This is a genomic window from Psychrobacillus sp. FSL H8-0483, assembly GCF_038637725.1.
In the GTDB taxonomy this organism is placed as follows: Bacteria; Bacillota; Bacilli; order Bacillales_A; family Planococcaceae; genus Psychrobacillus.
Genome location: NZ_CP152052.1, coordinates 1,605,611 through 1,627,831, shown reverse-complemented (window position 1 = coordinate 1,627,831; position 22,221 = coordinate 1,605,611). Strand labels below are relative to the sequence as shown.

24 protein-coding genes are annotated in these 22,221 nt (G+C 36.6%); 1 reads left to right on the top strand and 23 read right to left on the bottom strand.

The window, feature by feature from the left end:
• Positions 1 to 6 precede the first annotated feature (6 nt).
• The 14 genes from MHB48_RS07625 to MHB48_RS07560 all read right to left on the bottom strand — a co-directional run bounded on the left by MHB48_RS07625 (position 7) and on the right by MHB48_RS07560 (position 13,154).
• A complete protein-coding gene (locus MHB48_RS07625) occupies positions 7 to 717 on the bottom strand; it encodes a DnaD domain-containing protein (protein WP_342600882.1) in 711 nt (236 codons plus the stop codon).
• A 46-nt stretch (positions 718 to 763) separates the two neighbouring features.
• Positions 764 to 2,059 carry an asparagine--tRNA ligase gene (gene asnS, locus MHB48_RS07620; protein ID WP_342600881.1) on the bottom strand — a complete coding sequence of 432 codons (1,296 nt, stop codon included), beginning with the start codon at positions 2,057 to 2,059 and terminating at the stop codon, positions 764 to 766.
• Between the two features lie 15 nt (positions 2,060 to 2,074).
• Entirely contained in the window at positions 2,075 to 2,563 is a 489-nt protein-coding gene (locus MHB48_RS07615; protein WP_342600880.1) for a DUF5590 domain-containing protein, read from the bottom strand.
• Positions 2,564 to 2,566: 3 nt separating this feature from the next.
• Positions 2,567 to 2,737: a YpmA family protein gene (locus tag MHB48_RS07610; RefSeq protein ID WP_340919588.1), complete on the bottom strand. Its 171-nt coding sequence runs from the start codon at positions 2,735 to 2,737 to the stop codon at positions 2,567 to 2,569.
• Positions 2,738 to 2,765: 28 nt separating this feature from the next.
• Positions 2,766 to 5,513, bottom strand: coding sequence for an ATP-dependent DNA helicase DinG (dinG, locus tag MHB48_RS07605; RefSeq protein WP_342600879.1), 2,748 nt, complete (start codon positions 5,511 to 5,513; stop codon positions 2,766 to 2,768).
• A gap of 514 nt (positions 5,514 to 6,027) precedes the next feature.
• Positions 6,028 to 6,411 (bottom strand): aspartate 1-decarboxylase, encoded by a 384-nt coding sequence (gene panD, locus MHB48_RS07600; RefSeq protein ID WP_342600878.1) that lies wholly within the window; start codon positions 6,409 to 6,411, stop codon positions 6,028 to 6,030.
• A gap of 4 nt (positions 6,412 to 6,415) precedes the next feature.
• Positions 6,416 to 7,261: a pantoate--beta-alanine ligase gene (panC, locus tag MHB48_RS07595; RefSeq protein WP_342600877.1), complete on the bottom strand. Its 846-nt coding sequence runs from the start codon at positions 7,259 to 7,261 to the stop codon at positions 6,416 to 6,418.
• Positions 7,236 to 8,093, bottom strand: a complete 858-nt coding sequence (panB, locus tag MHB48_RS07590) for a 3-methyl-2-oxobutanoate hydroxymethyltransferase (protein WP_342600876.1) — start codon at positions 8,091 to 8,093, stop codon at positions 7,236 to 7,238. The genes panC and panB overlap by 26 nt, the downstream gene beginning before the upstream one ends.
• 238 nt (positions 8,094 to 8,331) lie before the next feature.
• The gene (locus MHB48_RS07585; protein WP_342600875.1) at positions 8,332 to 9,312 is read right to left on the bottom strand and encodes a biotin--[acetyl-CoA-carboxylase] ligase; all 981 of its coding nucleotides are present in this window, start codon (positions 9,310 to 9,312) and stop codon (positions 8,332 to 8,334) included.
• Positions 9,296 to 10,480 carry a CCA tRNA nucleotidyltransferase gene (locus tag MHB48_RS07580; RefSeq protein ID WP_342600874.1) on the bottom strand — a complete coding sequence of 395 codons (1,185 nt, stop codon included), beginning with the start codon at positions 10,478 to 10,480 and terminating at the stop codon, positions 9,296 to 9,298. The genes MHB48_RS07585 and MHB48_RS07580 overlap by 17 nt, the downstream gene beginning before the upstream one ends.
• A gap of 1 nt (position 10,481) precedes the next feature.
• Complete coding sequence (gene bshA, locus MHB48_RS07575) at positions 10,482 to 11,612, bottom strand: N-acetyl-alpha-D-glucosaminyl L-malate synthase BshA (protein WP_342600873.1); 1,131 nt, start codon at positions 11,610 to 11,612, stop codon at positions 10,482 to 10,484.
• A gap of 12 nt (positions 11,613 to 11,624) precedes the next feature.
• A complete protein-coding gene (gene mgsA / locus MHB48_RS07570) occupies positions 11,625 to 12,032 on the bottom strand; it encodes a methylglyoxal synthase (RefSeq protein WP_342600872.1) in 408 nt (135 codons plus the stop codon).
• 10 nt (positions 12,033 to 12,042) lie between these two features.
• Positions 12,043 to 12,819 carry a 4-hydroxy-tetrahydrodipicolinate reductase gene (gene dapB, locus MHB48_RS07565; protein WP_342601330.1) on the bottom strand — a complete coding sequence of 259 codons (777 nt, stop codon included), beginning with the start codon at positions 12,817 to 12,819 and terminating at the stop codon, positions 12,043 to 12,045.
• Between the two features lie 2 nt (positions 12,820 to 12,821).
• The gene (locus tag MHB48_RS07560) at positions 12,822 to 13,154 is read right to left on the bottom strand and encodes a nucleotide pyrophosphohydrolase (RefSeq protein ID WP_342601329.1); all 333 of its coding nucleotides are present in this window, start codon (positions 13,152 to 13,154) and stop codon (positions 12,822 to 12,824) included.
• Positions 13,155 to 13,262: 108 nt separating this feature from the next.
• Here MHB48_RS07560 and MHB48_RS07555 point away from each other — a divergent pair, with 108 nt between their 5' ends.
• Complete coding sequence (locus MHB48_RS07555; RefSeq protein WP_342600871.1) at positions 13,263 to 14,132, top strand: YitT family protein; 870 nt, start codon at positions 13,263 to 13,265, stop codon at positions 14,130 to 14,132.
• Positions 14,133 to 14,254: 122 nt separating this feature from the next.
• Here MHB48_RS07555 and MHB48_RS07550 read toward each other — a convergent pair whose 3' ends face one another.
• The 9 genes from MHB48_RS07550 to aroA all read right to left on the bottom strand — a co-directional run bounded on the left by MHB48_RS07550 (position 14,255) and on the right by aroA (position 22,214).
• A complete protein-coding gene (locus MHB48_RS07550; protein ID WP_342601328.1) occupies positions 14,255 to 14,932 on the bottom strand; it encodes a zinc metallopeptidase in 678 nt (225 codons plus the stop codon).
• A gap of 60 nt (positions 14,933 to 14,992) precedes the next feature.
• The gene (locus MHB48_RS07545) at positions 14,993 to 15,589 is read right to left on the bottom strand and encodes a DUF1405 domain-containing protein (protein WP_342600870.1); all 597 of its coding nucleotides are present in this window, start codon (positions 15,587 to 15,589) and stop codon (positions 14,993 to 14,995) included.
• A 63-nt stretch (positions 15,590 to 15,652) separates the two neighbouring features.
• Positions 15,653 to 16,432 (bottom strand): c-type cytochrome, encoded by a 780-nt coding sequence (locus tag MHB48_RS07540; protein ID WP_342600869.1) that lies wholly within the window; start codon positions 16,430 to 16,432, stop codon positions 15,653 to 15,655.
• Between the two features lie 41 nt (positions 16,433 to 16,473).
• Complete coding sequence (locus MHB48_RS07535; RefSeq protein WP_342600868.1) at positions 16,474 to 17,148, bottom strand: cytochrome b6; 675 nt, start codon at positions 17,146 to 17,148, stop codon at positions 16,474 to 16,476.
• Between the two features lie 21 nt (positions 17,149 to 17,169).
• Positions 17,170 to 17,673: a ubiquinol-cytochrome c reductase iron-sulfur subunit gene (locus MHB48_RS07530; RefSeq protein ID WP_342600867.1), complete on the bottom strand. Its 504-nt coding sequence runs from the start codon at positions 17,671 to 17,673 to the stop codon at positions 17,170 to 17,172.
• Positions 17,674 to 17,828: 155 nt separating this feature from the next.
• Positions 17,829 to 18,275 (bottom strand): DUF2487 family protein, encoded by a 447-nt coding sequence (locus MHB48_RS07525; protein ID WP_342600866.1) that lies wholly within the window; start codon positions 18,273 to 18,275, stop codon positions 17,829 to 17,831.
• Between the two features lie 11 nt (positions 18,276 to 18,286).
• A complete protein-coding gene (locus tag MHB48_RS07520) occupies positions 18,287 to 18,838 on the bottom strand; it encodes a ReoY family proteolytic degradation factor (protein ID WP_342600865.1) in 552 nt (183 codons plus the stop codon).
• A 20-nt stretch (positions 18,839 to 18,858) separates the two neighbouring features.
• Complete coding sequence (locus MHB48_RS07515; protein WP_342601327.1) at positions 18,859 to 20,073, bottom strand: tetratricopeptide repeat protein; 1,215 nt, start codon at positions 20,071 to 20,073, stop codon at positions 18,859 to 18,861.
• A gap of 839 nt (positions 20,074 to 20,912) precedes the next feature.
• A complete protein-coding gene (gene aroA, locus MHB48_RS07510) occupies positions 20,913 to 22,214 on the bottom strand; it encodes a 3-phosphoshikimate 1-carboxyvinyltransferase (protein ID WP_342600864.1) in 1,302 nt (433 codons plus the stop codon).
• Positions 22,215 to 22,221: the final 7 nt, after the last annotated feature.

Genomic DNA, 22,221 nt, shown 5'->3' with positions numbered 1-22,221 from the left:
TTTCACCTACTCTCTTTCTTCTAACCAGTTATAAAATGGCACTTTCGCTGAACCCGATTGTGGCTCAGCTGATTTTTGGGCTGGAATATGTTTTCTAAATTGAGCTGTTTGATTTTCAGCTGCTTCAACGGTTTTAATATTTTTCTTTTTCCATTCGAATAAAATACGGTCGATATATCGTAAACTGAGCTTCTGTGATAACACTGCTTCTTTTAATGCTAACCGAATTAAGGAAGCAGAATGCTGGTCTTGGTCAAACCACATACCAATAGTTTCATATTCCATTGGTGACAATAGACGACCAAATTCTTGTTCAAACAATTTATAGATTTCGCCTTCTTGGACCCGAACTTGCTCGTCCTGCATACTATTTTCTTGTTGCTCTACACAATCTACAAGCAACTCCCATAGATAATTAAAAGCATAGTATTCATAGAGAACACCATTTGGATCTTTATGCTGCTCGATTTGAATTAAACCTTTTTGCACAAGACGCTGTAAAATAGTCACTACTTTATTTTCATTGAAATGTGTACGGTCCACTAAATTTTGTGGCGTCGGAAAATGATTTCCTGCTTCTCCATAAGCAAATAAATGCAATAAGAGAATAGCTTCCTCATCTTTAACATTAATGGCTTTATAATGGCTAAAAAAAAGCTGGGAAATGGTTACATTTCCCTGCTCAGTCCAGATACGGAGACGATCTCGCTTTTGCATACTCGTACTCCCTTTCTTATTATATTACTTTTAATTTATTTACTGATTACGGATATAAACGGTTCAATAAACGTGGGAATGGAATCGATTCACGTACATGCTCTGCTCCACTTAGCCATGCTACAGTTCGCTCTAATCCTAATCCAAATCCAGAGTGCGGTACGGAACCTTGTTTACGAAGTTCCAAATACCAAGCATATGAGGATTCATCTAGGCCATGTTCTGCTAAACGTTGTTTTAATAAATCATAATCATGAATACGTTCAGATCCACCAATGATTTCTCCATACCCTTCTGGTGCGATTAAATCTGCACATAATACAACATCATCTCTGTGTGGATGTGGTTGCATATAGAATGGTTTAATACCTACTGGATAATGTGTGATAAAAACTGGCTTGTCATATGCTTCCGCAATCGCTGTTTCATGTGGAGAACCAAAGTCATCGCCCCACTTAATATCATCAAATCCTTTTTCATGTAAAAACTTGATTGCATCATCGTATGAAATACGTGGGAATGGCGCTTTAATATTTTCAAGTTTAGAAACATCGCGATCTAGACGCTCTAATTCCAATGTGCAGTTTTTCAATACAGCTTGTGCAATATATTCTACATATTGCTCTTGTACTTCTAAGTTTTCTTCGAATTCTACGAATGCCATTTCTGGCTCAATCATCCAAAATTCAATTAAGTGACGACGAGTTTTGGATTTTTCCGCACGGAAAGTTGGTCCAAATGAAAATACTTTTCCTAAAGCCATTGCTGCTGCTTCCATATACAATTGACCTGATTGAGAAAGAAATGCATCCTCATCAAAATATTTTGTATGGAATAATTCTGAAGTTCCTTCTGGTGCTGATCCTGTTAAGATTGGTGGATCCATTTTAACGAAACCATTTTCGTTAAAGAATTCATATGTAGCACGTATAATTTCGTTACGAATTTTCATAATAGCATGTTGTTTTCTTGAACGAAGCCATAAATGACGGTTATCCATCAAAAATTCAGTACCATGTTCTTTAGGTGTAATCGGAAAATCAACTGCTGCATGAATCACTTCTATTTCTTTTACTTGTATTTCATAACCAAATGAAGAGCGTTCATCTTTTAATACTTCACCAATGATATACATGGATGTTTCTTGTGTCATACCTTTAGCAGTTTGGAAAATTTCTTCTCCAACCTCTTCTTTGACAACAACTCCTTGTACAAAACCAGAGCCATCACGAAGCTGTAAGAATGCAATTTTACCGCTTGAACGTTTATTTGCAAGCCATGCACCCAGTTTTACTGTTTCTCCAACATGACGTGCCATGTCTTTAATCATAATTTTTTTCATGTTATCCTCCTAGGTTTATAAGTTTGAAATTCGCTTCCACCAATCTCCATTATCAAATAATAGATAGACGTAATTAAGTTTGTTTGTTTCATTGACATACGTTATTTCCCAAACTGGCCCTACTTCTTCTACACCAAGTTTTGCATGCAATAATTTACTATTTGTTTCATCTTCCATCGCTAGTTGGATTGCTTGCTCTTTAGATATTCCATCTTGTAAATTCACTTCCATAATTGCATCATCGTTTTCTTTTTCAGGAATGAAAAATGCTTTTTCCTCACCCTTTGCCGTCTTACCAATGATGGTGTGGAATGTAGAAGAACTGTTATACACATAAGCATCTTCTACCTGTGCTAATAAATTGTTTTCGGTTACATAGGTTTCGGCTGATTTATTAGCATCTTTAAACGGTGCTTTTGCTTGAAAGTAAATTAGTAGACTGAGAATAACTGTTAAACTAACAGCAAAAACAACAAGAAATAATAGCCATCTTTTAAGTACCATTTGTTAAGTCCTATAAATCGTAAAAACAGCTTTTTCTTGGTCGTCTTTATCAAGTGCTAGTCCGAACATTAAATCTCGCTCTTTTAATGTTCGATTTAGTACGTCAACTAATTTATACAAGTCCGATTGGTAATTGACTGTGACGGTTGACAGCACATCAATTTTGTTTTCCATATTTCTACCCGCTTTCTAAAACTAATCCTCAATTAGTATACCAATTTTCTAGCTCTAAAACCATATTTTCTAACGATACTTTCTTTACTGGAATATTAGGAATTGCCTGTAAAAAGTCACTTCCATATGACTTCGTTTCAATTCTTCTATCTAATACGATAAAAACTCCTTTATCGGTAGATGAGCGTATTAAACGACCGAATCCTTGTCTAAATCGGAGGACCGCTTCTGGGAGTGAATAATTTGAAAATGGATTTAGTCCATTTTTTGTTAAGAGTTCTGCCCTCTTTTTAAATAATGGGTCGTCTGGAGATGAAAATGGTAAACGAACCATAATAATGACCGAAAGTGCATCTCCCGGTACATCCACACCTTCCCAAAAGCTATTCGTCCCAAAAAGCACCGATTTTGAAAAGCGTTGAAATGATTTCAATAAGCGCATTCTACTTCCTGAGGTCATGCCTTGTGCAAATAACATATAATCTTCTAGTAAATTTGTGTCTTGAATTAAATCAACTGTTTTCCGAAGCATATCTTGTGATGTAAATAAAACAAAGCATCTGCCTTCAGATACAAGCACTGTCTGTACAATCGCCTCAGCTACTGATTCAATATAATCATTCTGAGATACATGTTGAATGTCGGGCATATCTTCCACTATTAGAAGTTCTGCTCCATTATAATAGTTAGCCGCAGCTTTAAACTGATGTATCGGAATTTGAGGACTTAATCCGAGTTGAGCAGTTATAAAATGTTTATTTGATGGCACCGTTAGCGTTCCAGAGGTCCAAATGACTGCTCCAGCCTCTCTTAACGGTTCCATTGCATCTTTTATATCATCCTGATAGTTTAATGGTCTTTTAATAATTGTTAAGCTACCAGGTATACTTCTATTATCAATTTCTAACCATTTCGCTTCTACTGCCTCATCTTGCAAAAATATTTCATCCCATTCACTAACTTTAATCTCTAGCTCTCTTAACCAATATTCCCACTCGTTTAACAAAATAGGTGTTAGTTCTTCTTCTGCATTTTTTGAGTAAGAATCAATAATCGATTTAGCAGATAATACATACGTTTGAATAGACGTGGCCACTGAACGGAAAATAGAACGATCTAAATTCAACCCTTCTAACGCTACCATTCGTTTAGTACTTTTTGAATGAGCACCTAAATGTTGAATAGATGAAATAATATAAGAAACTGCTCGATCAAATGTATTTACAACGTCTACAAACTGCTTTTCCAGTCTTAATTGCAAAGCTAATGGTATTCTTAGTAATACAAGTTTACCTAGTAATTGATCTGTATCTAACGTACCAAACTGACCTAATGCATACTTCCAATTTGTATAAGAAAAAATACGTTCTTTACGAGACATACTTGCATGAATTAGTTGGTGAGCTTCATCAATTATAACTGCACAACCGTGCGATAAAAGTTTATTTTCTCTTTCTTTGTCCGCTAAAACCATCGCATGATTTGTTACTAAAATATCACATTTTTCACTTTTGCGAACAGCTCGTTTATAAAAGTCAAAGTCTCCAACTTCCCTTAGCTTCGACTGTGCGGTTCTTCTAATTTTATCGACGAATAATTGACCTCCACCAGAAACGTTTAATTCTGTTAAGTCCCCTTCCTCCGTCATCGTTAGCCATACTAATATTTGCATAACTGTAAATGTTTCGTCATAGGACTCATCTTCCAACTGAAGATGTTGCCAAAAGCGATACAAATCAATATAATGGTGCATCCCTTTTAATTTCGCTACACGCGTTTCAGTACCTAAAATTTCATTTAATTTTGGAATTTCTTCTATCACTAACTGATCAATTAAATGGGTTGTATATGTACTAATAATAATAGGTTTTTGACGATCTAACCCATAAATCGCAGTTGGTAGCAAATAGCCTAATGTTTTCCCAATGCCGGTTTCCGCTTCGCAAACTATTTCTGTTTGTTTTTCTAGCGCATGATGAATTTCGTCCATTAATTCAAACTGGCCATATCTTTCTTCAAATCGGGAAAAACCTTTTTGAAATAATTCTTTTTTTAATTCTTTTGTGGAAGGGTACGGTATGGACGATGGATACAGATTGCTTTCTACTATTACTTTGATGGGTATCCCTCGATAAAGTGGAAAATCATTCGACTCCACTTCTTTTCTCTTTTTCGTTAAGACATCAAAGAATAGAATCGACAAATTAGACTTTAACTGAAAAGATCTTTTATGTAATAGTTCTATCGTTTTTAGAGGCAGACTTAAAAGCTGATCAATGCATTTTAACAATAAGTGTGCAGTAGCTAACGCATCATCGTCTGCACGATGCGCGGATTGTAATTCTATATGCAATTCTGTAGCAATATCCTGCAGTTTATAACTATATACATTTGGAAACATTAGCTTTGCAAATTCAACTGTGTCCATATTCTTGCAAATCAACTTTGGTAGCCCTACTCGTATTAATTCTTTCTGTAGAAACGAAAGATCAAAATGAATATTATGTGCAACAAAAATATGATCTTGCAGTAAATCCAAAATTTCTGGACCGATTTCTTCAAATCGAGGAGCATTTTGCACATCGACGTCTTTAATTTTCGTTAAATCTTGAATAAAAAATGGAATCGGCTTTTCTGGATTAACAAATGTAGAAAAAGTATTCACTATTTTGCTGTTTTCAATAAACACTATTGCAAGTTGAATAATACGGTCACCATTGGAAGATGAATGGCCTGTTGTTTCAATATCGACAACTGCATATTTATGATTTTCCATCTTTCTTCAACTCACAGTCATTATAATTAGCTTGGTAATTCTCTCTTTTTTTGCATCTTTATAAAAAATTGTACCACATTCCTTAAATAGAAACGAAAAATATGCTAAATAGAAAAGGGGCTGTCCTTAAAGTCATATAATGACTGGGAGATGCTCCCTTTTCCAATGTATTGATTTCCCCGTTTCAGACGGACGCTTTCCGCGGGCATGGCTTCAGTTTCCTCAGGCCAACACGATGTTGGTCACAAAGGCGTTGCCACACGATGTGGAGTTCTTAGCCTTTGTTCCTTTGTTCGCTCCTGCGGGGCCTTCAGCTCATGCACCTGCCGCTTCGCTTTCGGTGCAGAAAACATTTGCTATTCCCGCTGGAGTCGCCGTCTTCCACTACATTCAATTGCCAACAAAAAATAGTATTTTTATTAAAAGTATACAAAAAACAGGTGTAGAAAAAGACTCGCTTTTCTACACCTGCTTCAATTTATGGGCTGATTGGACAACCCATTTAGAAAAGTTCTTACATGACAGTTGCTTCCGGTTCATAATGAATAATTTGATTTATTGTGTTGTCCGGATTCATAATGGCAACAATTGGTTTATGTGTTTTCGCTTCTTCATTCATTACATACGCATACGATAATATAATAACTATATCCCCACGTTGCACAAGACGTGCTGCTGCACCATTCACACAAATTACGCCACTGCCACGTTCTCCCGCAATAATATAGGTTTCAAAACGAGCACCATTGTTATTATTGACAATATGCACTTTTTCATTTGGTAACATACCAACTTCATCTAAAATATTTTGGTCAATTGTAATACTTCCTACATAATTTAAATCCGCTTCCGTGACTACTGCACGATGAATCTTTGCGTTTAACATCATTCTTAACATTCCGTCACACTTCCTTTGTTTCTACTAAAATATTATCTATTAAACGAGCTTTTTCAAAAAATACAGCTGTTGCAAATAAAAGTTGATCGGCTTGTTCTGAAACAGGTTGCAAGGTTGGGTAGGTTAATACTGCAAAATAGTCTATTTTACCAGACGTATTTTCTACAATATGCGCTTTTCCTTTTGCAATTGCTTCGTCTACATTTTTTGATTTCTTCCATGTCTCTGTAGCTAGTTGTAAAGCTTTGAATAAATGAACCGCTTGCGCTCGTTCTTGTTCACTTAAAAAGACATTACGAGAACTTTTCGCAAGTCCATCCGTTTCACGAACTGTTGGAACTCGTACAATCTGTACCGGAAAATTATATGCATTTACAAATGTTTCAATAATTGCTAGCTGCTGCGCGTCCTTTTGCCCAAAATATGCTTTAGTTGGTTGAACGAGGTGGAAGAGCTTCGTAATAACTTTTAAAACTCCATCAAAATGACCTGGTCTACTTTCTCCACATAATTTCGTCGAAAGTTCTCCTACTTGGATCGTAATACCACTTTCAAATGGATACATTTCTTCTGGAGTTGGAACAAAAAGTACATCTACTCCTGCTTCAGTAGCTAGTTTTGTATCATGTTCTATATTTCTTGGATATCGATCTAAATCTTCATTTGGTCCAAATTGGGCAGGATTGACGAAAACACTTGCTACAATGAAATCATTTTCTTCTCTAGCTTTATTTAATAATGCTTGATGTCCTTCATGTAAGTATCCCATTGTAGGAATAAACCCAATTGTTTTCTCTTTATTTACTCCAATAATATGCTTTAACTCATTGATTGTTTGAACTGTTTGCATGATTGCCTCCGTACAATTGGTTTAGTTGCTCTTCCTTCATCGTAAAGGAGTGCTCAAGCGCTGGGAAGGAACCACTCTTTACCTCTTCTACATACTGTTTAATACCATCAATAATTGGAACACCAACGTTTGCAAATTCTTTTACAAATTTAGGAATATGATGTGTACCGTATTTCACCATGTCGTGGAACACTAATACTTGACCATCTGCAGTAGCCCCTGCTCCAATACCAATGGTAGGTATTGTTAGGGCTTTGGAAATTTTTTCAGTAAGCTGATAGGGTATACACTCTAATACAAGTGCACAAGCACCTGCTTGTTCGCATTTTTTGGCATCTTCTATTAATTTTTCTGCAGCTTCTGCCGTTTTACCTTGGACTTTATAACCACCAAGAACACCAGCAGATTGTGGCAACAAGCCAAGATGAGCAACAACTGGAATTCCAGCAGATGTCAGCTTTTCAATGAGAGGTAGCACATCATCAGCACCTTCAAGTTTCACCGATTGAGCGCCTGTTTGTTGCATGATTCTCACAGCATTTGCAAGGGATTGATCAACTGATCCGTGGTACGTGCCAAAAGGCATATCTACTACTAAAAAGGTGTTTGGTGCACCTCTCCTAGCAGCTTTTCCGTGATGAATCATATCCTCCATTGTTACAAGTACTGTAGAGTCGTAACCAAGTACAACCATTCCTACTGAATCTCCCACTAACACCATATCAATTTCTGCATCTTCTGCAAACTTAGCTGTTGGAAAATCATACGCTGTGATCATCGTAATCTTTTCGTTGTTCTTCTTCATGTTCAAGAAATTACTTGTCGTCTTCAAAAAATCCCTCCTCATATTAAGTGAAGAGAAAACCAAATATAAAGCCCTTCAAATCCAGTTATGGACAGAAGGGCAGAAAATGTAAATTAGTAGGTTTTCTCCGTCCCTGTCAATCATAGATCAAGGCAGACTATTCAATTGAATTGCAATTTACAACAGGTGCAGTTCTAATCAGATACTGCCCTACGCATACAGAATAACAGAAAATATTGTCTACGTCCAAATTATCTTCTCATAATTAAATTAGATGAATATCTGCCGAATAAATACCTCGAATTTCTCCATTATCCAGTTGAAGCTCTAGTACTCCATCGTTTGTAATGCTAATTGCAACGCCTTCTAACGTTTCCCGCAGTAAGTTTGCTCTAATACGTTTACCTATCGTGCAATTATAACTTTCCCAAAGTATTTTAATTGGTTCAAAGCCATTTTCAACATATATATTCGAATACTTTTCCAGATAATCTAGAATTTTAGCTACTAGAACCACACGATCTATTTCATCACCGGATTCTATTTTTATGGAAGTAGCGATGGATTGAATGGATTGTTCAAACGCATCGATCTCCTGATTTACATTTACGCCAATACCGATAATAATTGACTGGACTCGGTCCATATCAGCTTGCAGTTCTGTTAAAATTCCTGTCACTTTTTTCCCGTTGATAAGTAAGTCATTTGGCCATTTGATATTTGGTGAACATTTGGTCGTATCTTCAATTGCACGTGCAATTGCTACAGCAGAAACCAGTGTAAATTGTGCTGCAAATTGTGGACTTATTTCCGGACGAATGATGACACTCATCCAAATCCCTTTATTTGCAGACGAATCCCAACTACGTTCTAGTCTTCCTCTACCAGCTGTTTGTTCCTCGGTAATAACAACTGTTCCATGAGGGGCACCTTCCCTTGCTATGGAAGCTGCGATATTTTGAGTCGAATCACAAACAGGATAATAGACAATATTTCTTCCTAAATACTCTGTTTGTAAATTGGGAGTAATTCGTTCAGGCGAGACAATGTCAGGGATTGATTTCAAGACATATCCTTTTTTCTTGATAGCCTCTATAACATAGCCGTCATCCTCAATACTTTTTAAATGCTTCCAAATCATGGTGCGAGAAATTTTTAATTCGTCAGCAAGCTTTTGACCTGAAATTGGGATTCCCTGTGCACCTAGTAATTGGGAAAGAATCTTTTCTTTAATTAGGATATTCATGAAAAAACCATTCCTTTATATGTTTTCTATCATTTTTTAACTTGTTATTTACTATCGAGAGTGTTGCGTTTTCAAGAACTTCTCTAATCCACGGACCGCTTTTTCGTCCTGTCCACTCCATTAAATCATGACCACTTACCACAATATCTTTAACAGTCGAAATAGGAATGGAGGCTTTCATGTGATGAATATCTTTCCCTGTATAGGGAACATCCTTATTCCAAATAGCTTTTGCATAGCTTGAAGCAATTACTAATACTTCTTCCGTAAACTGAAAAAAGTCATAAGGCGTCCAATCTCCCTTTTGTAGTTGATCTACCGCCTTCACTACATTTTTCACATGTGTTTTTTCGGCATTAGAGCATCTATAAAAGGAAAGGATAGCATTTACTTCCGTAGGTTGCTGCATGAGCACAAAATATGCCCATCCATTCGCTGGATTACCAAAGCTAGAAAAATTCTCCCAGCTTTTTTGATAAGATGACCAATCACCAAGAAAGTTTTTAGCTAAATTAGTAGAAATAAATAAATCCATCCCTTTTGCTACATGTTTACTAGCCCATATTTTCTCCAGCTCTACTTTTACTCTTTCCATCGAAACATGGGAGATAAGTGCATGGAGTGTTTGGATTGCCTCAAAAGTACTTGTATGTAATGTAAAATTCAACTGAGCTGAAAAACGAACAGCTCGAAGCATCCTTAATGCATCTTCGGAGAATCGTTGCTTTGGATCTCCTACCGCTTGGATAATTTGCTTTTCAATATCTTCCCTACCATTGAAATAATCGATTACCTCATCTGATTTCGTTAACGCCATGGCATTCATCGTAAAATCACGCCGTTGTAAATCTTCTTGGAGAGATCGAACAAATATAACTTCATCGGGTCTACGAAAATCGGAGTAGGTCGCTTCTGAACGATAAGTAGTTACCTCAATAGTCTCCTCTAGTACAATCAACACTGTTCCATGCTCAATTCCTACATCTATCGTATGATGAAATAACTGTTTGACATCGCTCGGTGTTGCATTCGTTGTTATATCCACGTCATTTGCATTTATTTTTCGTACAAAATCGCGGACCGCACCTCCTACAACAAATGCTTCGAAGCCAGCATTTTCAAGCGTTTCAATTACTTTATAAGCATCTGGCCACCGATTTCTCATCATGTTATTTTCTCGCCACTCTTTCGTACATTGCTATATATTGTTCCACAATTTTTGATGAACTAAATCGCTCTTGCATAATCTCAAGAGAGTTTTCCCTTAATTGCTTATGTAAACTAGGATCTTGTAATATTTTAATACCGTATTCTGCAACTTTTCCAATATCACCTAGTTCAACTAAATAGCCATTCTCGCCATGAGTGATAACTTCTGGAATGCCGCCAACATTTGTACCTATACAAGGTACCTCACACGCCATTGCTTCTAACAAAACTAATCCAAACGATTCTTTTTCTGAAAGAAGTAACATTAAATCGGAAATAGCATAAAGTTCAGATAGATTTTCTTGTTTACCTAAAAACAAAACATCTTTTTCCATGGATGTACCTTTTACATATTCCATGACAGGATGCTTTTCTGGTCCATCACCAACTAATAACAATTTCGCTGGAACCTCTTGTCGGATTAGTTCAAAACTTTTTACTACATCTGGCACATGCTTTACTTTTCTAAAATTAGATACATGAATTACTACTTTCTCTTCCGGACTGATTCCAAAAAGTTCTTTTAGGTTACCAGGGTCCTTCTTTCTATATTCTCGTTCATCGACAAAATTATAAACAGTTTCTATTTCTTTATGAGGAGATATTAATTCCATCGTTTGATTAACTAAAGAATCGGAAACAGCTGTTACAATATCCGATTTTTCAATACCATATTGAATAGCACCTGACAGCGATGAATCATATCCAAGTACTGTAATATCTGTGCCATGCAACGTTGTGACAATCCCAATATTAGATTTCGCCATATCTCTTGCAAGAATTGCACAGACGGCGTGAGGTATTGCATAATGAACATGTAGCACGTCTAGCTGCTCATCTACAATAACTTCTGCCATTTTGTTCGCAAGCGCAATATCATATGGTGCATACTGAAAAACAGAATAGTTGTTTACTTCCACTTGGTGAAACGTTATGGTTGGATACATTTTATTTAAACGGAAAGGTACACTTGAAGTAATAAAATGAATCTCATGACCTCTTTCCGCTAGCATTTTGCCAAGCTCCGTTGCAATGACACCTGATCCACCCACAGATGGATAACAAGTGATACCTATTTTTAATTTTCGCATAACTTCACTTCCTTAACGTGAACGTCTTTCTTCTAACAATCGCCAATCTAAAAAGCCTTCTTCTATCCCTTTTAATAATATTTCTGCGGTTCCCATATTCGTCGCGAGTGGAATTTGATACACATCACAAAGTCGAATTAAAGCAGAAACGTCTGGCTCATGTGGTTGCGCAGTAAGTGGATCTCGGAAAAAAATAACCATATCCATTTCATTATTAGCAATAGCGGACCCAATTTGCTGGTCGCCACCGAGAGGCCCTGACTTATATCTAAATACCGTTAATCCTACCTCACTCATAATACGCGTTCCAGTCGTTCCTGTAGCAAACAATTCATGTTCTTCTAATATATTTTTATATGCAGTTACAAATTGAATTAAATCTTCTTTTTTCTTGTCATGTGCAACTAATGCGATTCTCATGTTGTCACCCCTATAAAATAATGTCTTCTAAACCGTAAATTAGCGTATTTCGCTTCATTATTTCATTAATTGATAAAACGATACCTGACATGAACGATGAGCGGTTAAACGAATCGTGACGTAATGTGAGTAGTTGTCCTTCCCCACCAAGTAAAACTTGTTGATGTGCGACTAATCCAGGTAAACGAACACTATGTATATGCAGGCCTTCTATGTTTGCCCCTCGTGCCCCTTCTACTATTTCCTCTTCCTCTGGATGTCCTTGTTCCACATTCTCTCTTACAGCTTGAATCATTTGTGCTGTTTTCATTGCTGTACCTGAAGGAGCATCCACTTTTTGATCATGATGCATTTCAATTATCTCTACATTTGGTAAGTACTTAGCTGCCGTTTGTGCAAATTTCATCATAAGAACAGCACCTATAGAGAAATTTGGAGCAATTATACAACCAATCTGTTTCTCTTTTACTTTGTTGCTTATTTCATCTAATTGTAATTCAGTAAAGCCCGTTGTGCCAATAACAGGTCTTACTCCATACTCTAAAGCCGTCATAGCATGATCGAAAACGCTTGAAGGAACCGTTAAGTCTACTAATACATCCGGTTCTGTTTGCTCAATTAATTCTTTTAACGAAGTAAATACAGAGACGCTTTCTCCTAAATAGACTAGATCTTTTTTAGTGTCTAACACACTTACTAAACGAAATTCAGGGTTTTTAAGAATAGTATCTATTGCTTCTCTTCCCATTCTTCCTCTTGGTCCTGCCACTGCAACTTTAATAACCATCATTAGTCCTCCTTTTTAGTCCAACGATCTTTATCCCGAGTATTGTATTTATGTAATACACTTTGAAGAGAATCTTGCAAATCAATTCCTTCTGCATTAGCCATACAAATTAATACAAAAAAGAAATCTCCCATTTCATCGGCAAGTTCTTTGTCGACTTCTGTCTCCTTCTTTTTCTTCGTTCCGTACTTATGTTGTACCTCTCTAGAAAGCTCTCCTAACTCTTCTGTTAACCTTGCCAAAAGTTCCATTGGAGGAAAGTATCCCTCTTTAAACTGGTTTATGTATGAATCCACTTCATTTTGAAGCGCATATAACGTCTTCTTTTCTTTCATCATTCTTCACTCTCCTTCTCTCATCGTAATAAATATCACCTGTAGTTGTCAAAATCAATAAAATAATCGATAATACATTAAGTATGTATTATTAAAAGAGGTGAAACAATGGGTCTTGGATTAAAATTAAAAAATATTATCATGATTATTATTGGATCTGCGATATTTAGCTTTGGATTTGTACATTTCAATATGCAAAATGCACTTGGTGAAGGTGGATTTTCTGGAATTACATTGATACTATACTTCGTATTTCATTGGGATGTAGCTTTAATGAACTTATTACTTAATATACCTATGTTTATCATTGGATGGAAACTACTTGGACGTAAAGTATTTTACTATACAATAATTGGAACAATTGCAGTATCTGTATTCCTTAAAATATTTCAAACGTATGAAATACAAATAGGATTAAATGACGACCTATTTCTAGCATCGTTATTTGCAGGTGTATTCATTGGTACAGGACTCGGTATAATTTTCCGCGCAGGAGGTACTACAGGTGGAGTAGACATCATTGCTAGACTCGCTCAGAAGTATCTTGGATGGAGCATGGGAAAAACCATGTTCATATTTGACGCCGTAATCATTTTACTTTCTTGGCTCACCTTCTTAGATATTCGTTCCATGATGTATACACTTGTTGCAGTGTTCGTTGGAGCAAGAGTCATTGATTTTGTGCAAGAAGGCGGATATGCTGCTCGTGGTGCTTTTATTATTTCTGAACATCAAGACGCAATTGCTAACCGAATCACGAACGAAATGGAACGCGGTGTAACAGTTTTAAGAGGTTACGGCCATTATACGAAAAAAGAGCGAGAAATTTTATATTGTGTCATAGGCAAAAATGAAATTGTTCGCTTAAAATCAATTATTACAGCTGTGGATCCTCATGCATTCGTTTCTGTTACTGAAACAAACGATGTAATGGGCGAAGGATTTACGCTGGACGATGAAAAACGACCTCTAGACTGAGAAAAGCCCAAAGGCATGTGAGGCGATTTTTGGTAAGTATCAACATGTTCGTTTAACAGAGCCTATCTTTAAAAAAGGATTGTCCCTCGTCAAATTTGACGGGACAATCCTTTTCAAATATTCTATTCGTCTCTTGTCATACCTGTGTAGATTAATATTAAACGTACGAGCTCAAGAACTGCAACTGCTGCTGCAGCAACATATGTTAACGCAGCTGCATTTAATACTTTTTTCGCATGAGGTTCTTCTTCATTACGGATAACACCTAAAGACACCATTTGATCCATGGCACGATTAGAAGCATTAAACTCGACAGGAAGTGTTACAATTTGGAACAAAACACCTGCTGCAAGAAGAACAATCCCTACTAATAACAAATTAGAAAAACTTGCTAGCATACCTATCATTATGAAAATCCATGAAGCGTTGGAAGAAATATTAGCAACAGGAACTAGCTTATGTCTTAATGTTAGGAAAGAATAAGCCTCTTTATGTTGAATAGCATGGCCGACCTCATGGGCTGCAATCGCTGCTCCAGCCACGGATGCCTCATGATAGTTATGAGAAGACAATGCTACAATTTTAGTCATAGGATTGTAATGGTCACTTAAGAATCCACGACTTTCAACTACTTTCACGTCGTATAATCCATTTGCATCTAAAATAGATCTAGCCACATGTGCACCAGTCATACCAGAAGTAGATCTAACTTTAGAATATTTTTTATACGTACTTTTCACTTTCATTTGTGCATATATCGGCAATAACAGAATTACTGCAAAATATACGATATAAGTCATCATCAGTTATTTCCCCCTCTCAATCTATACTTATTATTTTAATAGGTAATGGACGAGCAATCAACTAATTCGCTTTATGCTTTTTTGATAAACGATAATAGCAAGACCAATACATGCTATGGATAACCAAAACGTGAAATAGCCAATATTAGCCGCATATTGGTCCAGACTTCGATAAACAGGCATTTGTCCAAACACATAGTCAATGACATCATTATGCAATGTCCATACAGAGGCTATACATATATGCACCCAAGTAAATCGATAAAAAGGAATATATAACACAGCTTGCAGTGCCATTGCAAAGTGGGAAGCAACGAGCATCCAGCCGATCCAACCAAGATAGTCATTTTCAATATACATCCAGATATTCATGACAACTGCCCATAATCCGTATTTTACCAACGTAATTAATGCAAGTGCCTCAATCAACTTCCAATTTTGTTTTAAAAGCCAACCAAATAATGCGATGGTAAAAAATAAACTTGCTGTTGGACTATCCGGAACAAATAGAAGAAATTTAGACTCCGTCACGGACAATTGTCCTTCATACCAAATGTAGCCATAAATTGTGCCCACTAAGTTAACAAAGAATAATAACCACATAAAGGATTTATTAAAGAGCACTAATTTCAAATACGTTATCATGTCTTTCATGTATACGCTCCTTCATAATAGTAAAAAAAGAGAGCCAGTTTCCTGACTCTCTTTTTTTAAAAGTTATTCTGCTGGCTGTAAAGTTGTAATAAACTCTGCAAGCTTGTGAAGTTCTTCTTCAGTACCTTGGTAAGTACCACCTGGCATACCACCACGACCCTCATGGGCAATATTAACGATTTCGTCAGCAGTTAACTCTAAGCCTACTAACGGTAAACCTATACCACCTTCAAATGCGTTACCGTGACAGCCAATACAAGACGAGGCTTGATATAGCTGATAGCCTTCCGAAGTTTCATCAAATTCAACTGAAACCTCTTCTTTTATTTTACCGTATTCTGCAGCAGCTTCCCAGTCATGGTTTACAACTGATTCCCATGTTAAGAAAATCATTGCAGCTAGTGCTAGCAACATAAAGCCAGTTGGTAAAGGACGTTTCCATGGACGTCTTTCCTTACTAGTGTCTAGGAATGGTACTAATAAAAGTGCACCAAATGCTAAACCTGGAATAATGATAGCTCCAATAACGTTATAAGGACCTGAAGCAAACTCATACTTTAATAACTGGTATAAGAATAAGAAATACCAGTCAGGTACTGGAATATAGCCTGTGTCCGCTGGATCAGCTGGACGTTCAAGTGGTGACGGATGTGCAACAGTTAAAACTAGATAACCAACTAAGAAAACAGCACCGACTAACCATTCTTTCAATAAAAAATCAGGCCAGAAAGCTTCTGTTTTACCAGGATACTCAGAATAGTCTTTCGGAGTTTTCTTTGGTCTGCTAGCTGGATCTGTAATACGTGAGTCACCAACAAATTTCATACCTTTACCGCGATGCATAATGTCCCCTCCTTGTAAGAATTATCTGTACCACTTACCCATTATAGTGGTCCAGAAATACCTTGACGACGAATCATGATAAAGTGAGCTGCTAGTAATGCAAACAGTGCAGCTGGCAAGAAGAACACATGAATCGCAAAGAATCTTGTTAATGTTTGAGCACCGATGATTGTTTCATCACCAGCTAAAAGTGTTTTAATTATTCCACCAATAAATGGAACAGATGCTGCAATTTCAATACCTACTTTCGTTGCGAACAATGCTTTCATGTCCCAAGGAAGTAAGTAACCTGTAAATCCTAAACCTAGCATAACAGCGAAGATTAATACTCCAACCATCCAGTTTAGTTCACGAGGTTTTTTATAAGAACCAGTAAAGAATACACGTAATGTATGTAAGAACATCATAACGATAACAAGAGACGCTCCCCAGTGATGCATCCCACGCACGATTTCACCGAATGCTACTTCATTTTGAAGGTAGTAAACAGATTCCCAAGCATTTTCAATATCTGGTACATAGTACATTGTTAAAAACATACCAGATAAAATTTGAATTACAGTAATGAAGAATGTTAGTCCTCCGAAACAATAAACAAATGCAGAGAAATGGTGTGCAGGGTTTACGTGTTCTGGTACTTCGTGGTCTGCAATATCACGCCAAATAGGAGTAATATCTAGACGTTCATCCACCCAATCATAGATTTTATTAAGCACTGATGTCGTACCCCCTTACTTTTAAACTAATGTGTTAGGTATAGCTTTTCCAATTTCTAAGAAACCGTCATTTTCACGAACTTCAAATTGATCCAACGGACCTAGAGGTGGTGTTTTTGGAACATTCTTTCCGGTTTTCTCATAGCGACCACCATGACATGGGCAGAAGAATTGATTTTTGTGCGCTGGGTCACCTTCCCAGTTTACGGTACAACCTAGATGCTTACATACTGGTGAAAGAGCAATAATACTATCTCCTTCTTTGTAAACCCATGCAGAATTTGTTACATCAGACTTGTACCATGCATCCACCTGTTCATAAGTGAAGTCTACACGTACTGGAACATCCGTAATATCTGCAACTTTCTTTTCAGTTAGTACGAAATCTCCGCCTTCTTTTTTTTGCAATATAGGATCAACTGCAAAACGTACCATAGGCATAAGCATTCCTGCAGCCATGAATCCGCCAACACCAGTTAAGGTATAACTTAGAAATTGACGTCTCGATACTTTATTGTTACTCATCCTTTTCCCCCCTCTTACTTAAAGGTCAGTCCAATGGACATACTTGCTTGAAATAATAATACTAGGACATATACATAATATATCAACTAAAATAGAAGGTCAATATTCCAATGACGCGAATTATGAACTTTGTGAACAAATGATTGAAAATGTCACTATTTTGCCCATTTTGTCGCAAATATCGGAATGAGTTGTCGGAGTTGGTCTTCTAAGACAGAATTCCTCATTTTTTGATCCATAGAGTCGAGTGGCACGGATGGTGTCCAAATCACATTTTCTGCCTCACCCATTGTACTCCAATCTCTATCAGATGTAACGAAAAATATATGCTTAAATCCTACTTGATTTATCTCATCTTTCCAAATTTTCATCACTAGTTGCTTGTCCTGACTTCTTGTATAAGAAAAGGAAGGAAATAAAACAATCCTTCCTTTGAATTGATTTTCAATCACATTCGCTAAGGATAAAGTAAAATCAGCGGCAGATGCTGCAAATTGAAATCCATGCTCCGAACCGTCGATTAATATTAACGGAATCACCGCTGTATCTATATATTCTTTTTGTGCTAGAAATACTGCACTATCTTTTCCGTTCCAATGCATGACTATCTCTCCTAATTTTCTCTTTGCTGTAGTTTTTTCCATAAATCGGAAAGTTCTAGGAATTTTTCTTTATTATTTTCATCAATTGCTTGATCGATTTGCTTTTTTAATTGCTCTACCTGAAATGAATGAAGACTTTCTGTTAATATATCCTCGGCAATAAGTTTGTCTTTCTCACTAATATGCAGATATTTTGGCATAAAAGGGTTTTCTTCCAGTACCGCCAAATACTCTGGACTTGGAGGTAGTGTTTGAAAGTTCAGCTGAATATACATATCTTCTTCAGGATGCAAACGTAAATCGTGAAAAGACTTTTCCGCATCAGCGGTCATAATACTCCCTTTATAAAATCGAAAAGGGATGCCCGAGGAAGTAGTAACAGACATTATCATAGCTCTAGGGCAGTAATGTGCTTCCTCTACAAAATGGACGTTATTCAACAGTGTTTCGTGACTTATTAAGTAATTCAAAATCCAAACGCACTCTCTTCTCTTCATTTGATACTTTTTTAGAAACCAACGAACAAATTCTTTTTTCTCGCCAACTGAAACAGAAGCAGTCACGTAACCTCTCCTTCCTTTATTTATTCCAACATGTCAAACCATTCACTATTTTCTGGCTGAAGTATCTGCAATATGGATATTACTTCAAGTGCTTCGTCTCTTTTCCCTTCCTCTAATAGGAAATAGACGTACTTTTGTAAGAATGAAGCATCCTCTTTATGTTCAGTATATGCTAGCTTATAAAATTCGTATGCTTTTTCATATAATTCTAAACGCTCGTATGCAGCAGCTAAAAATGGATACATGGAAGACCATTCAAAATGTTCTTGCTTCAACGTTTCATATAGGTCGATTAACTCATGATCCTTCTCTTCTGAAGAAAATAGAGAAGAAAGGATGAAAATTGCATCCATATATTCAGGATCCAATGCAATGGCTTCACGCAAAAATGATTCCGCTTCTATCACTCTACCCAATTTCAAAGAAATTTTACCTGCAAATAAATAATATTCTTTCTCAAATTCATCTCGAGCAATTCCATCTGTTATTGTCTTTAATGCTTCCTCATTTTTTTCTAGCATTGCAAACGTTTCAGCAAGTAACATATAGCCAGAGAAATAATCCGGATCAATTTCTAATAAACTTTCTAAATGTTTTGCAGCTGTTTCATAATGCTGTACCTGAAAAGATGCATAGGCTGCATGGAATAAAACATCAGGTGCTACCTCTTTTTCTAAAGCCTCCGTATAATAAGGGATCGCTTCTTCGTATGCTGCTCCGGCACTATAAACTTCAGCTAGCTTGAGCGATAAATTGACACCTTGCAACGCTTCTTGATGCGGTACTAGTTCCTCCATTAATCGAGCAGCTTCCAAATATCGACCTGTTTCAAATAAAAGTTCTCCTTTTGCATACAGCAGAAGCGGTTCAGATGGCAATAAAGCAATAGCTTCATTTATTTTCTGTTCAGCAACTTCATATAGGCCAATCATTTGATAATAATCAGCTAGCGTTAGTAGCGCTTGTGGATATGCTTCACTTGATTTTTCAACCATTGTCAGCATTTCTAAAGCGTCATCTTCCTTATCCAATTCTAAGTACAGCTGAGCTTGATCAATTTTTAACTGATTCTCTTCCGGGAACAAATATTGCAAATGTTCTAAAACTTGTAAAGCCTCTTGTAAAAAACCATATTGTGTTAATAAATCCGCGAGTTCGTATTGCTCATCTGGATTTCCATCTAATAAAAAAACATCCAATATTGCACTTAGCTTCTCTATATTTCCTTCTTCCATTGTTTCCAAAAATGGTTGTAATTTATTCAATAAATTCACCTGTCCTTCTAGTGTCCTTTTTATCGTACAGGACAGATTCATGTCATACAAGAGAAAAACATTTCATTGAACAAGAGTTCATAGTTTTATCACACTTATAAGCTGTTCAAAATGTTTAAGTGAGAAAAATTCCTAATTATGGAATTAGAATGTTTTTATAACCAATAATTATGTAGATAGATTGAACAAAAGTCCAAGTCTGAACAACTAGAGTCTTAATAAAACGGATGAGAGTGGAGGAATCAAAAATAAAATTGAAGAAAAGATTGTTCAAATAATGCCCGAAAACAATTTTCTCAAAGCCCTTACTGCATCTACAAAGAATAGCGAGGAATGTAAACTTATATGGAGAGATGAATTTAAAAATGAATCTTCATGGAAGAAGTGGAATTTACAAGATTGGCCATCGGATAAAAATGAAGAGTTACAATATTATTCTCCTAAAATATCAAGATAAATAATGATATTTTGATAATTGAAAGTATGAGAGAAAAATACTTTGTTGTTCACTGGAAATTACCTTAGACGCAGATAGCGTATTAGGTAGCCTCTCGTGAAGACCATTTATATGAAATACCTAGATTTTCAATACTATATACAGCTACTTTTGATGAGTTTACGAGGTATTTAGACAACTAACTATTTCCTTATAATTACTGACCACACCAATTATATGTCCCCTGATAAAACACAGCTTAATCCACTGAAAAAAACGTGAGTGACATAAAAAATAATGTCGCTCACAGTTATCAGGTTCAATCAGAAGGAGCGTGTCATAAAATTAATATAAATTGTTTACATCACAGGGATGCTATAACAACGCTATCCAGTTGCTCAAAAAAATTTGGATATGACACGGAAATACATTCTGCATTATCAATTGTTACAGCACTAGAAGTAATTAGGGCTGCAATCGCAGCCATCATCCCAATTCGATGATCACCGTAGGTTTTTAATTCACCACCATGCAGAGATGTTGGACCTTCTATAATCATGCCGTCATCTGTTGCGGTGATGTTCGCACCGAGTTTTTTCAGTTCATTTACGACCGCGTCAATTCGATTAGTCTCTTTGACTTTTAATTCTTCTGCGTTTTTAATTACAGTTTTTCCGACTGCTTGTGTTGCTAATAAAGCAATAATCGGAATTTCATCAATAAGTCGTGGGATGAGATCTCCACCGATTTCAGTTCCAGTTACTTCAGAGGTCTCGATTTCAATCGTCCCCATTTGTTCATGACTATTATTTTCCGAGTCATTAATGCTTAACTTTGCACCCATCGCTTGCAGTACATCCACTATTCCAGTTCTTGTCGGATTTAACCCAACGTTTGTTAAAGTGAGCTTAGTATTAGGAACAATTGCACCTGCTGCTAAAAAGAATGCAGCAGACGATATATCTCCAGGTACGACAACATGTGTCCCAGTAAGCTTTTGTCCACCTTGGAGGCGTATTGTTCTGTCTTCTACCGAAACGCTAGCACCAAAATGTTGTAGCATTTTTTCTGTGTGGTCACGAGAAGTTTCTATTTCTTCTACAACTGTTTCTCCCTCAGCATTTAAAGCAGCTAGAAGAATAGCAGATTTCACCTGTGCACTAGCAACAGGCATTTTGTAGTGTATAGATTGTAAACTTGTTCCCTCCACTGCAATTGGTGTATACTGCCCATCTTCTCTACCAATTAGCTTTGCACCCATTTGCTTTAAAGGATTCGTGACACGTTTCATCGGACGTTTTTGAATGGACTCATCACCAATTAGTACAGAAGAAATGGGAGAGCCTGCTAAAATTCCAAGCATCAGTCGAGTGGTCGTACCCGAGTTACCAGTATATAAAATTTCGTTTGGTTCGTTCCATGCTTGGATTCCGTTACTTTCGATACGAACATATTCTCCATCCACAGTAATTTCTACTCCAAGCTTCGAAAAGCAATCAATCGTACTTAAACAGTCGTCACTTTGCAAGAAACCTTCTACAGTCGTCGTACCTTCCGCAATAGAACCAAACATTATGGAGCGGTGAGAAACAGACTTATCTCCAGGTATACGAATTGTTCCTTGTAAGGAAGGTTGCCCATAATCTAATGTTTTGCTAGTTACCATCGTCCTT

Excerpts from the sequence above, each read along its gene's own strand:
- dinG (WP_342600879.1), bottom strand. The coding sequence starts at position 5,513 with ATGGAAAATCATAAATATGCAGTTGTCGATATTGAAACAACAGGCCAT.
- MHB48_RS07615 (WP_342600880.1), bottom strand. The coding sequence starts at position 2,563 with ATGGTACTTAAAAGATGGCTATTATTTCTTGTTGTTTTTGCTGTTAGT.
- MHB48_RS07560 (WP_342601329.1), bottom strand. The coding sequence starts at position 13,154 with ATGAAAGAAAAGAAGACGTTATATGCGCTTCAAAATGAAGTGGATTCA.
- panD (WP_342600878.1), bottom strand. The coding sequence starts at position 6,411 with ATGTTAAGAATGATGTTAAACGCAAAGATTCATCGTGCAGTAGTCACG.
- MHB48_RS07530 (WP_342600867.1), bottom strand. The coding sequence starts at position 17,673 with ATGAGTAACAATAAAGTATCGAGACGTCAATTTCTAAGTTATACCTTA.
- MHB48_RS07610 (WP_340919588.1), bottom strand. The coding sequence starts at position 2,737 with ATGGAAAACAAAATTGATGTGCTGTCAACCGTCACAGTCAATTACCAA.
- MHB48_RS07625 (WP_342600882.1), bottom strand. The coding sequence starts at position 717 with ATGCAAAAGCGAGATCGTCTCCGTATCTGGACTGAGCAGGGAAATGTA.
- MHB48_RS07515 (WP_342601327.1), bottom strand. The coding sequence starts at position 20,073 with ATGGAAGAAGGAAATATAGAGAAGCTAAGTGCAATATTGGATGTTTTT.
- MHB48_RS07585 (WP_342600875.1), bottom strand. The coding sequence starts at position 9,312 with ATGAATATCCTAATTAAAGAAAAGATTCTTTCCCAATTACTAGGTGCA.
- MHB48_RS07525 (WP_342600866.1), bottom strand. The coding sequence starts at position 18,275 with ATGCATTGGAACGGAAAAGATAGTGCAGTATTTCTAGCACAAAAAGAA.
- MHB48_RS07545 (WP_342600870.1), bottom strand. The coding sequence starts at position 15,589 with ATGAAAGACATGATAACGTATTTGAAATTAGTGCTCTTTAATAAATCC.
- MHB48_RS07555 (WP_342600871.1), top strand. The coding sequence starts at position 13,263 with ATGGGTCTTGGATTAAAATTAAAAAATATTATCATGATTATTATTGGA.
- mgsA (WP_342600872.1), bottom strand. The coding sequence starts at position 12,032 with ATGAGAATCGCATTAGTTGCACATGACAAGAAAAAAGAAGATTTAATT.
- dapB (WP_342601330.1), bottom strand. The coding sequence starts at position 12,819 with ATGGTTATTAAAGTTGCAGTGGCAGGACCAAGAGGAAGAATGGGAAGA.
- MHB48_RS07550 (WP_342601328.1), bottom strand. The coding sequence starts at position 14,932 with ATGACTTATATCGTATATTTTGCAGTAATTCTGTTATTGCCGATATAT.
- MHB48_RS07540 (WP_342600869.1), bottom strand. The coding sequence starts at position 16,432 with ATGCATCGCGGTAAAGGTATGAAATTTGTTGGTGACTCACGTATTACA.
- panC (WP_342600877.1), bottom strand. The coding sequence starts at position 7,261 with ATGCAAACAGTTCAAACAATCAATGAGTTAAAGCATATTATTGGAGTA.
- bshA (WP_342600873.1), bottom strand. The coding sequence starts at position 11,612 with ATGCGAAAATTAAAAATAGGTATCACTTGTTATCCATCTGTGGGTGGA.
- asnS (WP_342600881.1), bottom strand. The coding sequence starts at position 2,059 with ATGAAAAAAATTATGATTAAAGACATGGCACGTCATGTTGGAGAAACA.
- aroA (WP_342600864.1), bottom strand. The coding sequence starts at position 22,214 with ATGGTAACTAGCAAAACATTAGATTATGGGCAACCTTCCTTACAAGGA.
- MHB48_RS07580 (WP_342600874.1), bottom strand. The coding sequence starts at position 10,480 with ATGATGAGAAATCGGTGGCCAGATGCTTATAAAGTAATTGAAACGCTT.